Origin of the sequence: Flavobacterium sp. FPG59, from assembly GCF_002150205.1 — a bacterium.
Classification (GTDB): Bacteria; Bacteroidota; Bacteroidia; order Flavobacteriales; family Flavobacteriaceae; genus Flavobacterium.
Genome location: NZ_MTCA01000086.1, coordinates 1 through 12,091 on the forward strand (window position 1 = coordinate 1; position 12,091 = coordinate 12,091).

Sequence of the window (12,091 nt, forward strand, 5' to 3'; positions counted from 1 at the left end):
TTCTAGTACAGTAAAAAGTTTGTCTTTTAGTCTTTTTAAGACTTCTGTTTTGTTAAGTATTTATCACGATTCAAGTATCATTGTATATTTTTTTTTCTAAAAATTTATTTATCGATGAGATAGTTCTATTTTTGCATCACACAACTACACAATCATGTATAAATTACTTTTACGTCCTGTTCTTTTTTGGTTTGATCCAGAAGAGGTTCATTATTTTACTTTTTCTTGTATTCGATTTTTATCTAAAGTACCAGGTTTTTCCTCTTTGTTTAGATCACTTTATCTAGTAGACAATCCAAAATTAGAAACTGAAGTTTTTGGATTAAAATTTAAAAATCCCGTGGGACTTGCTGCAGGCTTTGATAAAGACGCTAAGTTATATAATGAACTCTCTAATTTTGGTTTTGGTTTTATTGAAATTGGAACATTAACTCCTATAGGACAAGAAGGAAATCCTAAAAAGAGATTGTTCCGTTTAAAAGAAGATAGTGCTATTATCAATCGTATGGGTTTTAATAACGGAGGTGTTTATGATGCCGTTAATAGATTGAAAAGTAATGATAAGGTTTTAATTGGCGGAAATATTGGTAAAAATAAAATCACATCAAATGAAGATGCTGCCTTAGATTATGAATTATGTTTTGATGCTTTGTATGATTATGTAGATTATTTTGTTGTCAATGTAAGTTCGCCTAATACTCCAAATTTAAGAGCGCTTCAGGATAAAGAACCATTAACACTGTTGTTACAGACCTTGCAAACCAAGAATTTGGCTAAGCCAAAGCAAAAACCAATTTTACTTAAAATTGCTCCAGATTTAACTGATGATCAATTGCTTGATATTATAGATATTATAAGTGTAACTGGTATTGCAGGAGTAATAGCAACAAATACCACTATTTCTCGCGAAGGTTTACAATCTGAGAATCGTGATGAAATGGGTGGGCTTTCAGGGAAACCACTTTCAAAACGCTCTACAGAAGTGATTCGTTTCCTTTCAGAAAAAAGTAATAAAGCTTTTCCAATAATAGGAGTAGGGGGTATTCACTCAGCTGCCGATGCTCTTGAAAAACTAGATGCTGGAGCCAGTTTGATTCAGCTATACACTGGTTTTATATATGAAGGTCCAGCACTTGTTGTTGCAATTAATAGAGCCTTGCTAAAACGAAAGTCAAAATCTTAACTAAAATAAATGTCCATAAACGAAGCTTTTTTTTTGTAATTGTAATTTAAGAAAAATGGAATTGATTACTGCTAATTTTCGGAATTTTCAAATTTTGTATTAAACAGAAAAAACGATTTCGTAAAAACAATTACTTTAGTATCTTTGACTTCATATGGAGCCAATAAAAATTATAGAATGCCCACGTGATGCCATGCAAGGCATAAAACCATTTATTCCCACAGTCAGAAAGGTAGCTTACATTCAATCTTTATTAAGAGTGGGGTTTGACAGTATTGATTTTGGAAGCTTTGTTTCTCCAAAAGCAATTCCACAAATGCAGGATACAGCCCAAGTATTAGAACAACTTGATTTGTCACAAACAAAAAGTAAATTACTGGCAATAATTGCCAATACTCAGGGAGCGTCTCAGGCTGCGACTCATGACGCAATTCAATATTTAGGTTTTCCTTTTTCTATTTCTGAAAATTTTCAGATGAGAAATACGCATAAAACCATAGCCGAATCTCTAGTAACACTGCAAGAAATCTTAGAAATTGCTGATAAATCAAAAAAAGAGGTTGTTGCTTATTTGTCAATGGGTTTTGGGAATCCATACGGTGATCCATGGGATGTAAATGTTGTGGGCGAATGGACTCAAAAATTAGCTGCCATGGGTGTTAAAATTTTATCACTTTCGGATACCGTTGGCAGTTCAACCCCAGATGTGATTTCGTATTTGTTTTCAAATTTAATACCACAATATCCTACTATTGAGTTTGGAGCTCATTTGCATACTACTCCTGATAAATGGTTTGAAAAAATTGATGCTGCATACCTAGCGGGTTGCAGGCGTTTTGATGGCGCTATACAAGGTTTTGGTGGCTGTCCTATGGCTACAGATAATCTTACTGGAAACATGCCAACAGAAAAGTTACTTTCTTATTTCACTGCCAAAAAAGAATATGCAGGCATGAGTCCCATGAGTTTTGAAAGTGCATACAATGAGGCTTCTAAATTATTTGGCGAGTTTCATTAATAAGTGCATTAGCGTTTTTGCAACGAATTGCCATACTAGATTTAATTTATTTTCGTTTTTTAACAAAAAGTATGTATTTTTATAGTAACCTAATTTTTGAAGTACATGAAAAAAGCCATCTTTAAATCTCTATATTCTTGCATTGCTCTTGTTTTGCTTTTTTCATCCTGTGCCAGTGATGTTGATTTTGATCAAGTTAATGATATAAAATTAGAGCCAGTTTTTATAGCAAATCTAGCGTATTTTGAAGTCCCTGCTCCTGATTTTGTAACTAATGGCCAAGAACAAAATTTTGTTTTTGATATTCCAGCGGTAGATGTTTTTTCGGATAAGTTTTTTAAAGATAATTTAAGAAAGGCTTCCATTTTTACTGAAATGGAAAACACAATCAACAGAGCTTATCAAGTGGAGCTTTTGTTTTTAGACAATAATAATGCTACTGTTTATACTGCTGATTTTAATGTACCTGCTTATTCAGGAACGGCAAATAAAGTGAGTAGAACGGATGTATTCGAAAATGTACAACTTGATTTATTAAAAAGAACTACTAAAATAGCTTTCATTTTACGCATGTTACCAGGTCAACCTTTGACTGAGACAAGTACTGGAAAACTTATATTGCGTTCAGGTGTAACCGCTTATCTTGTTGTAGAATGAAAAAAAGACTTTACCTTTTAATAATCCTTTTTGCTTTTTGTAGTTTTGCTCAAAATAAGCAAGTTTTATATAATTTTACAGCTGTTCCTCAATCTATGATGACAAATCCCGGTGCGGATTTTAAATATAATTGGTATGCAGGAATACCGTTACTATCTGGAATTTCAGCTAATGTAGGTTCAAGTGGTTTTGCTGCTTACGACCTTTTTGCTAATGATGGCATAGATTTTAACACCAAGTTGCGTAATGTGGTGATGACTACTAACAGAAATGATAAATTGGCAGTTAACCAACAAATGGAAATTTTTAGTGGTGGATTTAAAATCCCGGGTGCTGACCGTGATGCTTCAAATACGTATGTTTCCTTTGGGATATACCAGGAGTTTGATATGATGAATTTTATGCCTAAGGACTTAGCTATTCTAGCTTTGGAAGGCAATGGCAATTATTTAGGTAAAATATTCGATTTAGGAGATTTGAACACAAAAGCTGAACTTTTATCTGTTTGGCATATTGGGGCACATAAAAATATCACCAAAAATTTTATTGTGGGTGCTCGAGCTAAAATATATTCCAGTATTTTTAATGCTAATTCTACAAAGAACTCGGGTTATATTTATACAGGCCCATCAAATTTGGGGGTTTATGATCAAAGCATCTACGCTAATATGCAACTAAATACTTCTGGATTGGCAAAGTATGATGATGAAAATAATGATTCTGATGTGGTTAAAGACATCACAAAAGGTGTATTGTTAGGCGGAAATTTAGGCTTTGGCTTTGATGCGGGTTTCACTTATTATCCCAGCCAAAACATTCAAATAACGGGAAGCATTCTGGATGTAGGATTTATAAACCATACTAAGGATGTAGAAAATTACACCTTAAAAGGAAGATACAACTATAGAGGAGTTGTTCCTAGCTTTAGTTCAGGAGCTTCAGCCGAAAATATTTATGAGGAGTTTCAAAATGCAATTCCACTAGACACAATTAATACAAAATTCACCACTTGGCGCCCTATAAAGTTGAATACTTCCTTTCAATATTCGTTTGACGAGGATAGCGAAGAAGATTGTAACTGCGATGGTAATGGTAGTGATGTAGTGTATAAAAGTGCCGTAGGAGCACAATTATTTGTCATGTCAACACCTAGAATGCCTATGGCAGCTTTTACCACTTATTTTTCGAGAAAAATTTTGAAAGGATTGCAAGCAAAGGCTACCTATACTATCGATTCTTTTTCAAGTAGAAACATTGGTTTAGGCTTGTTTACTACGGCTGGCCCCGTAAACTTTTATCTTATAGCTGATAATCTATTGGAATACAGAGATGTTACAAAAGCAAATAGTTTGTCTTTTCAACTAGGATTTAATGTAATTGTGAAATAATTATTTCCAATTTATAAGCGCAATATGCAATGTTTAGTTGATTCTTAATTGGTCATTTATCAGATTAGATAGTGTGTTTAATAGTTATATTAAAATCAATAGTTGTAGATTTATTTGTGACCAAATCTGTATTTATGAGGTTCTTGTTTATTGATTTATAAATAATCTGTTCTTTTTTTGCGAAAAAAAATGTATATTTGCACGCAATTAAACACCAACTACAATTGCAATGATCGCACACAACTCTAAGATTATCGGTGAAGGATTGACTTACGATGATGTTCTATTAGTTCCAAACTATTCTAACGTTCTTCCTCGTGAAGTAAGTATTCAATCAAAATTTTCTAAAAATATTACGCTTAATGTACCAATTGTATCTGCTGCTATGGATACAGTAACTGAAAGTGCTATGGCAATAGCTATGGCTCAAGAAGGTGGAATTGGTGTTTTACATAAGAACATGACTATTGAGCAACAAGCTGCAAAAGTTAGAAAAGTAAAGCGTGCGGAGTCGGGTATGATTATCGATCCGGTAACTTTACCATTAAGTTCTACTGTTGCAGATGCTAAAAATGCCATGAAAGAATTTGGTATTGGTGGTATTCCAATTGTTGATGAAAATAAAACATTAAAAGGAATTGTTACCAATAGAGATTTACGTTTTGAAAAAAACGGTTCTCGACCAATTGTTGAGGTAATGACTAGCGAAAATCTAGTTACTGTTGCCGAAGGAACTTCATTAGAACAAGCCGAAGTAGTTTTACAAGGTTACAAAATTGAAAAATTACCTGTTGTAAATGCAGATTATAAATTGGTAGGTTTAATCACTTTTAGAGACATTACCAAATTAACCCAAAAACCTATCGCCAACAAAGATGTATACGGACGTTTGCGCGTTGCTGCAGCTATTGGCGTAACCGGTGATGCAGTGTTAAGAGCCGAAGCACTTGTAAATGCAGGTGTAGATGCCATTATTATTGATACTGCTCACGGACATACACAAGGTGTAGTAAATACTTTGAAAGAAGTAAAATCTAAATTCCCGCAGATTGATGTAATTGTAGGTAATATTGCTACTGCTGAAGCAGCACGTTATTTAGTTGAAAATGGTGCTGATGGTGTAAAAGTAGGAATTGGACCTGGTTCAATTTGTACCACTCGTATCGTTGCAGGAGTTGGTTTTCCTCAATTTTCTGCTGTGCTTGAGGTAGCTGCTGCTATCAAAGGAACAGGAGTTCCAGTTATTGCTGATGGTGGAATTCGTTACACTGGTGATATCCCAAAAGCGATTGCTGCTGGTGCTGACTGTGTGATGCTAGGATCTTTGCTAGCAGGTACTAAGGAGTCTCCAGGCGAAACAATCATTTTTGAAGGACGTAAATTCAAATCCTACCGTGGTATGGGTTCAGTTGAAGCCATGCAAGAAGGATCAAAAGACAGATATTTTCAAGATGTTGAGGATGATGTGAAAAAATTAGTTCCGGAAGGAATTGTAGGTCGTGTACCATACAAAGGAGAATTGAACGAAAGTATGCAACAATTCATTGGTGGTCTTCGTGCCGGAATGGGCTATTGCGGTTCAAAAGACATTCCTACTTTGCAAGAAACAGGTCGTTTTGTTCGTATCACTGCTAGTGGTATCAATGAAAGTCATCCACATAACGTGACCATTACAAAAGAAGCTCCGAATTACTCTCGTTAGTTTTTTCAGTTTCTCATTCCGTTAGAATCTAAATAATTTAAACCATTAAGAAAGTTAAGGGAATTAAGGATTTAAAAAACTTAATGTGTCTTAATTTACTTAATGGTTTTTTTATTGAAGTTAAACTAAGCTCTTAAAAGGGCGGCTACTTTTTCTTCTCGCCTGCAATCCTTAAGGTGTATCTTTGAAGGATGTAAATTCAATTTGTTATTCTCCCGGAATCTTAATAATTTAAACCATTAAGAAAGTTAAGGAATTCAAGGATAAAAAAACTTAATGTATTTTAATTTACTTTATGGTTTTTTTATTGAAGTTAAACTAAGCTCTCAAAAAGGCGGCGATTTTTTTCTTCTCGCCGGCAATCCATAAAATATCACTTTCCTCTAATATGAGATGAGATTCCGGATTTAACATACGTTTTCCATTGCGTTCAATACCAACAATAATCCCATGTGTGTTTTCTCGAATTTGCGATTCTCGAATACTTTTGCCTATACAAACTCGGTTTTTTAATTCCAGTTTTTGAAGGATAATGTCAGTCTCAACCACTTTTTCGGCAACATCAATTTCATTTTTATCCAAGTAAATTTTGAATTCCTTTACCTGTTTGTCTGTTCCTATTACACTTATTTCATCACCAGGAAATAATCTTTCGGTTCGCAATGGAATGTTTATAACTACTTCTCCTCTTTTAATTGAGGCGATGTTGATTTCAAACTGTTCTCTAATTTTTAATTCTTCAAGAGTTTTTCCAGCTAAATTAGATTCTTTGGCAATTTCAAACTCTGTCATGTGACCATCCCAAGGAGAGAGCGTATTTTGACGTTTGTTTTCTTTTTTAATTTCTCGATCATTGTAATTAGTCATAAAATGATCTTCAATTTTATGATAAACGGCATGTAATTTTTTTGGGAATAAGATATAAGCACCTATGGCAATTAAAAACGCAATTGCAGCAATCCCTGCAGAGAAAAAAGTATTTAAAATAAAACCCACATAAAATAGTGAAAGAGCAATTCTAAAAAGCACTAGCATGATAATTGGGCCATAATGCTTTTTTTGCTCCAATAAAATTTGAACCTGTTTGACCGCTACTCTTCTTAAAGATAGCGCCCACAAGAAGGGTGATAATATAATCAGTGTGATCAATGCAGCAATAGCATTTCCAAATTTTGAATCTTCTACTAACGGAAGAATAAAATTTGACGAAAGTAAAATAATAGCAACAATAATGATAGAGTGTAGTACTACTTGTGTGAGATAACTTCGCATTACAATTTGCCAATTGCTTAATGACTTTATTTCTTCGGTATTTGAGCTGTAGAGTTGAATTCTTTTTACCCATCGTTTAGGCAGTTTCTTTTCAACAAAAACCGAAAACGGTTCGGCAAACTTGACCATGAAAGGTGTGGTAAAAGTGGTAATGGCAGATACCGCCACTACAATAGGATATAAAAAATCACTAGTTACTTTTAAGGTGGTTCCCAATGTGGCAATAATAAATGAAAATTCTCCAATTTGAGACAAACTCATTCCGGATTGTATGGATTGTTTAAGCGGTTGTCCCGATAGCAAAGAACCTATGGTAGAACTTATGGATTGCCCAAAGATTACGATTAATGTTAAAACAGCTACTGGAAAAGCATATTCTATTAGTGTATTCGGATCAATTAACATTCCCACAGATACAAAGAACACCGCACCGAATAAGTCTTTTACAGGTTTTACCAAATGTTCTATGTGTTCCGCTTGTGTCGTTTCGGCAATGATAGATCCCATGATAAAGGCACCAAGAGCTGGCGAAAACCCAACATTGGCAGCAAAAATCACCATTAGTAAACATAAGGCTAACGAAATGATCAACATCATTTCGTCAGTTAATAAATGTTTCGCTTTTTTTAATAATGTTGGTATAAAAAAGATTCCTACTACAAACCAAATGGTTAAAAAGAAAATCAGTTTCAAAACAGATTGCACCAATTCCATTCCTGAAAACTGCTGACTCACTGCAACTGTTGAGAGCAAAACCATCATCAAAATGGCAATAATATCTTGAACAATCAGTGAACCAATTACGTTTCCAGCAAACTTTTGCGATTTTACCCCCAGTTCATCAAAGGTTTTTAAAATTATGGTAGTGGATGAAATAGATAATATTACTCCGAGAAAAATACTATTCATTTTACTCCATCCCAAAAATTGACCCGTAAAAAAGCCTAGTGTGACGAGTGTAATTATTTGTGTAAATGCAGTGATAGAAGCCGTACCGCCCACTTTTACCAATTTTTTAAAACTGAACTCAAGCCCTAAACTGAACAGTAAAAATATAACGCCTATCTCGGCCCAAACCTTCACACTATTAACATCTTTTACAGTAGGAAAAAAATCAAATTCAGAACTAGCTAAAAATCCTGCTACAAGGTACCCTAAAACCAAAGGCTGTTTCATAATTCGAAATAACAAAACAGCTATGGCAGCAGTGATTAGGATTAAACCTAAATCAGTTATTAAATCGGGTAAATGAACTATTGAAGTGGATAAAAAGGGAAACATAAATTTTGAATTTTGACTAAAATAACAAAAAAATCTGCTTTTATCAAGTGACAAAAGCAGATTTTAGAAAAGTATAACAATATCGAGGTTTAGATTCCCAAGAAATTACTAGGTGTAATTTGCATTAATTCGGCTTTTATAGCTTCAGATACATCTAGTGTTGCAATAAAACCATGAATGGCGTTTTTATCAATAGCTTCATTAGTTCGTGTCAATCCTTTCAAGGCTTCATACGGATTTGGATATCCTTCACGACGCAAAATAGTCTGAATCGCCTCCGCTACCACAGCCCAGTTTTTCTCTAAATCTTCATGAAATTTAGGTTCGTTCAAGAGCAATTTATTCAATCCTTTCAAGGTAGCTTCAAATCCTATGATGGTATGACCTATTGGTACGCCTACATTTCTTAAAACAGTACTATCAGTTAAATCGCGCTGCAATCTAGACAGCGGTAATTTTGCCGAAAGGTGCTCAAAAATAGCATTGGCAATCCCTAAGTTTCCTTCTGAGTTTTCAAAGTCAATTGGATTTACTTTATGCGGCATGGCTGATGAACCAATTTCGCCTGCTTTTATTTTTTGCTTGAAATACTCCATTGAAACGTACGTCCAAATGTCTCTATCCAAGTCAATAATGATAGTGTTTATTCTTTTTAAAGCATCAAAAAACGCTGCAAAATGATCGTAATGTTCTATTTGTGTGGTTGGGAAAGAGTGGTGTAATCCTAAAATATCTTCGACAAATTTCCCTCCAAATTGTTTCCAATCAATTTGAGGGTAAGCTACATGGTGGGCATTGTAATTTCCAGTAGCGCCACCAAATTTAGCTGCAAAAGGAATATTGAATAACAAACGCATTTGCTCCTCTAATCGTTCTACAAAAACGCCAATTTCTTTACCCAATCGAGTAGGTGAGGCGGGCTGTCCGTGCGTGCGAGCCAGCATTGGGACGTCTTTCCATTCCACGCTCAGTTCTTTCAACTTTGCTGTCAAAGCGATTAACGAGGGCATGTATACTTTTTCAAACGCTTCTTTGGTAGATAACGGAATCGCAGTATTATTAATGTCTTGGGAAGTTAACCCAAAATGAATGAACTCTTTGTATTGTGATAAACCTAGTTTTTCAAAAGCATCTTTGATAAAGTATTCTACCGCTTTTACATCGTGGTTGGTTACTTTTTCTGTTTCTTTAATCCAAAGTGCATCTTCTGTCGAAAAGTTTTGGTAAATGTTGCGTAAACTTTCAAATAAATCCGAATTCACTCCAGCAAGTTGTGGCAAAGGCACTTCGCACAAGGCAATGAAATATTCAATTTCAACCAGTACGCGGTATTTGATTAAAGCTTCTTCAGAGAAAAATGGAGCTAAAGAAAGGGTTTTACTTCTATATCTTCCATCAATTGGAGAAATAGCATTCAATTCGTTTAAAGTAGTCATTGTTTAGTTGTTTGTTCGAAAGGCACAAAAATAGTTATAAGTTACAAGTAATGGATGATAAGTTTAGACTTTTATTGCTCTAATAATTGATTTTTTGCCATTGCTATAGCCATTCTTATAGTATTTTATGTAGTAATTTATTTTTCATGATTTCAACTCCTTTCGAAGCCATTTCAGGAATCACTTGCAGTTGATTTCTCAAATTCGGAATTTTAATCGGTTTGGGGTCAATGTAAAATAGTGGTGTTGTTACTTTGGTAAAATCAATCAAACCTGCCGCCGGATACACTTGTAACGAGGTGCCTATCACGGCAAAATAATCAGCAGTTTCTGTAATTAAAACAGCTTCTTCAAGTGCAGGAACTTCTTCGCCAAACCATACAATGTGCGGGCGCAATTGATTTTGATTTTCATCAAAGTCGCCAAAATTCAAATCTTCGGTCCAGTTCAAAATATAATCAGGGTTGCGTGTACTACGCACTTTCAACAATTCCCCATGTAGGTGCAGTACCTTTGTGCTGCCAGCGCGCTCATGCAAATTATCTACATTTTGAGTGATGATATGTACATTAAATTCCGATTCCAATTCTGCTAAAATATAATGCGCTGCGTTCGGAGTAACCTCTTTGAGTTGTCGGCGCCTTTGGTTGTAAAAATCGAGTACCAAAGCCGGATTTTTATGCCAACCTTCGGGCGTGGCGACATCTTGAACGTTATGCCCTTCCCAGAGTCCATCACTATCCCGAAATGTTTTAATACCACTTTCAGCACTAATTCCAGCGCCAGTCAAAACTACTAATTTCTTTTTCATGTTCTATTTTTTTGGGCGTGTTCGCCGAGGCGACCGGGCTTTCTGCTGTATCTTTATGGGCAAAAAAAGCCCATAAAGGATGCCGCGTCAATCCCTCACGCAAATCCCGTAAGTGTACTTTTTTTATCTTTTAACGTACTATTCGTAAGAGATCAATACTCGCTGTTCTTTAAAACATAAAACTAGTCTTTTTTACTATTTTTGCCAAAAAATAATCCCACATGATCGATTTAAAATATCTCGAGTTTCTTGAAAATATCCTCACAGATAATCGCAAAGAGAAATTCTTGAAAGTATTGCAAAACAGAACCAAACATTTTACCATAGCCGTTGAAGATGTGTTCCAGATGCACAACACCAGCGCTGTGATGCGCAGTTGCGAGGTTTTTGGTATTCAAGAACTGAACGTAATTGAACAGCGCTACGGCAAAAGTATTGACAAAGAAATTGCCATGGGTGCCCAAAAATGGGTTGACATAAACACTTTCGACAGTGTAACAACTTGTGTTGACACTTTAAAAAATAAAGGTTACCAAATTATCGCTACCACGCCACACGATAACGATTGTTTGATGGAAGATTTTGATATATCTAAACCCAGTGCCTTATTTTTTGGCACCGAACGTGATGGTTTATCTGAGGAAATCTTGCAACGTGCCGATGGTTTTTTAAAAATCCCCATGGTGGGTTTCACCGAAAGTTTGAATATCTCCGTTTCTGCAGCAATCATAATTCAAAACCTAACCAATAGATTGCGAAGTTCTAATATTGATTGGCACTTAACCGAGAACGAAATCCTAGAAAAACGTTTGGAGTGGGCCAAAAAATCTATAAAAGATATTAAAAGAATTGAAAAACGGTATTTTGAAGAGAATCCTCGGGTATGAAATAAAAAAACCATTTCAATAGGCTGCTATTGAAATGGTTTTTAGCAATATAGCTATATAATTTGAATAAAGTATGTTCCTAACAAGGATTAAATATCTTTCTCAAAATACAAATGAATGTATATAGCAGCTCCAAAATTTGTTGAAGTTGAGGTTGTAAACTTGTATCCTTTGGCGGCGTACTCATCTAGTTTTTCTTGAATTTCTTTTTTTGAGTCATTAGCAATGTGCTTTGAATCAAGTGTTAACTTAGAGTAATAAATCAAACTTTCTACTTTGTATTCTTTCATAATAGTGGTTGGTAATTAAATAGGTTTTTATTTTAATGTAAAAATAGCAGAATTAAACTATAAAAAAAAACATTTCTTATTAGTTACTAAGGTCTTTAGTTACTAAAAAGGCGTTTTATCTATTACTCAAAAGAGAAAATTAAAAATTTGTTTCGCTCTCTAGTTG

General features: G+C 34.7%; 10 protein-coding genes. 6 read left to right on the forward strand and 4 right to left on the reverse strand.

Annotation, left to right across the window (positions count from 1 at the left end; translation table 11 throughout):
- Positions 1-154 precede the first annotated feature (154 nt).
- The 5 genes from FPG59_RS09225 to guaB all read left to right on the forward strand — a co-directional run bounded on the left by FPG59_RS09225 (position 155) and on the right by guaB (position 5,948).
- Positions 155-1,183, forward strand: coding sequence for a quinone-dependent dihydroorotate dehydrogenase (locus FPG59_RS09225; protein WP_086454325.1), 1,029 nt, complete (start codon positions 155-157; stop codon positions 1,181-1,183).
- Between the two features lie 154 nt (positions 1,184-1,337).
- Positions 1,338-2,201, forward strand: a complete 864-nt coding sequence (locus FPG59_RS09230; protein ID WP_086454326.1) for a hydroxymethylglutaryl-CoA lyase — start codon at positions 1,338-1,340, stop codon at positions 2,199-2,201.
- Between the two features lie 105 nt (positions 2,202-2,306).
- The gene (locus tag FPG59_RS09235) at positions 2,307-2,858 is read left to right on the forward strand and encodes a hypothetical protein (RefSeq protein ID WP_086454327.1); all 552 of its coding nucleotides are present in this window, start codon (positions 2,307-2,309) and stop codon (positions 2,856-2,858) included.
- Complete coding sequence (locus tag FPG59_RS09240; RefSeq protein WP_086454328.1) at positions 2,855-4,246, forward strand: DUF5723 family protein; 1,392 nt, start codon at positions 2,855-2,857, stop codon at positions 4,244-4,246. The genes FPG59_RS09235 and FPG59_RS09240 overlap by 4 nt, the downstream gene beginning before the upstream one ends.
- Positions 4,247-4,475: 229 nt before the next feature.
- Positions 4,476-5,948 carry an IMP dehydrogenase gene (guaB, locus tag FPG59_RS09245; protein WP_086454329.1) on the forward strand — a complete coding sequence of 491 codons (1,473 nt, stop codon included), beginning with the start codon at positions 4,476-4,478 and terminating at the stop codon, positions 5,946-5,948.
- Between the two features lie 318 nt (positions 5,949-6,266).
- Here guaB and FPG59_RS09250 read toward each other — a convergent pair whose 3' ends face one another.
- The 3 genes from FPG59_RS09250 to FPG59_RS09260 all read right to left on the reverse strand — a co-directional run bounded on the left by FPG59_RS09250 (position 6,267) and on the right by FPG59_RS09260 (position 10,748).
- A complete protein-coding gene (locus tag FPG59_RS09250) occupies positions 6,267-8,501 on the reverse strand; it encodes a cation:proton antiporter (RefSeq protein ID WP_086454330.1) in 2,235 nt (744 codons plus the stop codon).
- Positions 8,502-8,590: 89 nt separating this feature from the next.
- Positions 8,591-9,937, reverse strand: a complete 1,347-nt coding sequence (gene purB / locus FPG59_RS09255) for an adenylosuccinate lyase (RefSeq protein ID WP_086454331.1) — start codon at positions 9,935-9,937, stop codon at positions 8,591-8,593.
- Positions 9,938-10,052: 115 nt separating this feature from the next.
- Complete coding sequence (locus FPG59_RS09260) at positions 10,053-10,748, reverse strand: NAD-dependent deacylase (protein ID WP_086454332.1); 696 nt, start codon at positions 10,746-10,748, stop codon at positions 10,053-10,055.
- A 221-nt stretch (positions 10,749-10,969) separates the two neighbouring features.
- On the opposite strand from FPG59_RS09260, the gene FPG59_RS09265 reads away from it, so the two are divergent.
- A complete protein-coding gene (locus tag FPG59_RS09265) occupies positions 10,970-11,635 on the forward strand; it encodes an RNA methyltransferase (RefSeq protein WP_086454333.1) in 666 nt (221 codons plus the stop codon).
- A gap of 89 nt (positions 11,636-11,724) precedes the next feature.
- Here FPG59_RS09265 and FPG59_RS09270 read toward each other — a convergent pair whose 3' ends face one another.
- Complete coding sequence (locus FPG59_RS09270) at positions 11,725-11,925, reverse strand: DUF4177 domain-containing protein (RefSeq protein WP_086454334.1); 201 nt, start codon at positions 11,923-11,925, stop codon at positions 11,725-11,727.
- Positions 11,926-12,091: the final 166 nt, after the last annotated feature.

Excerpts from the sequence above, each read along its gene's own strand:
- FPG59_RS09225 (WP_086454325.1), top strand. The coding sequence starts at position 155 with ATGTATAAATTACTTTTACGTCCTGTTCTTTTTTGGTTTGATCCAGAA.
- FPG59_RS09230 (WP_086454326.1), top strand. The coding sequence starts at position 1,338 with ATGGAGCCAATAAAAATTATAGAATGCCCACGTGATGCCATGCAAGGC.
- FPG59_RS09235 (WP_086454327.1), top strand. The coding sequence starts at position 2,307 with ATGAAAAAAGCCATCTTTAAATCTCTATATTCTTGCATTGCTCTTGTT.
- FPG59_RS09240 (WP_086454328.1), top strand. The coding sequence starts at position 2,855 with ATGAAAAAAAGACTTTACCTTTTAATAATCCTTTTTGCTTTTTGTAGT.
- guaB (WP_086454329.1), top strand. The coding sequence starts at position 4,476 with ATGATCGCACACAACTCTAAGATTATCGGTGAAGGATTGACTTACGAT.
- FPG59_RS09250 (WP_086454330.1), bottom strand. The coding sequence starts at position 8,501 with ATGTTTCCCTTTTTATCCACTTCAATAGTTCATTTACCCGATTTAATA.
- purB (WP_086454331.1), bottom strand. The coding sequence starts at position 9,937 with ATGACTACTTTAAACGAATTGAATGCTATTTCTCCAATTGATGGAAGA.
- FPG59_RS09260 (WP_086454332.1), bottom strand. The coding sequence starts at position 10,748 with ATGAAAAAGAAATTAGTAGTTTTGACTGGCGCTGGAATTAGTGCTGAA.
- FPG59_RS09265 (WP_086454333.1), top strand. The coding sequence starts at position 10,970 with ATGATCGATTTAAAATATCTCGAGTTTCTTGAAAATATCCTCACAGAT.
- FPG59_RS09270 (WP_086454334.1), bottom strand. The coding sequence starts at position 11,925 with ATGAAAGAATACAAAGTAGAAAGTTTGATTTATTACTCTAAGTTAACA.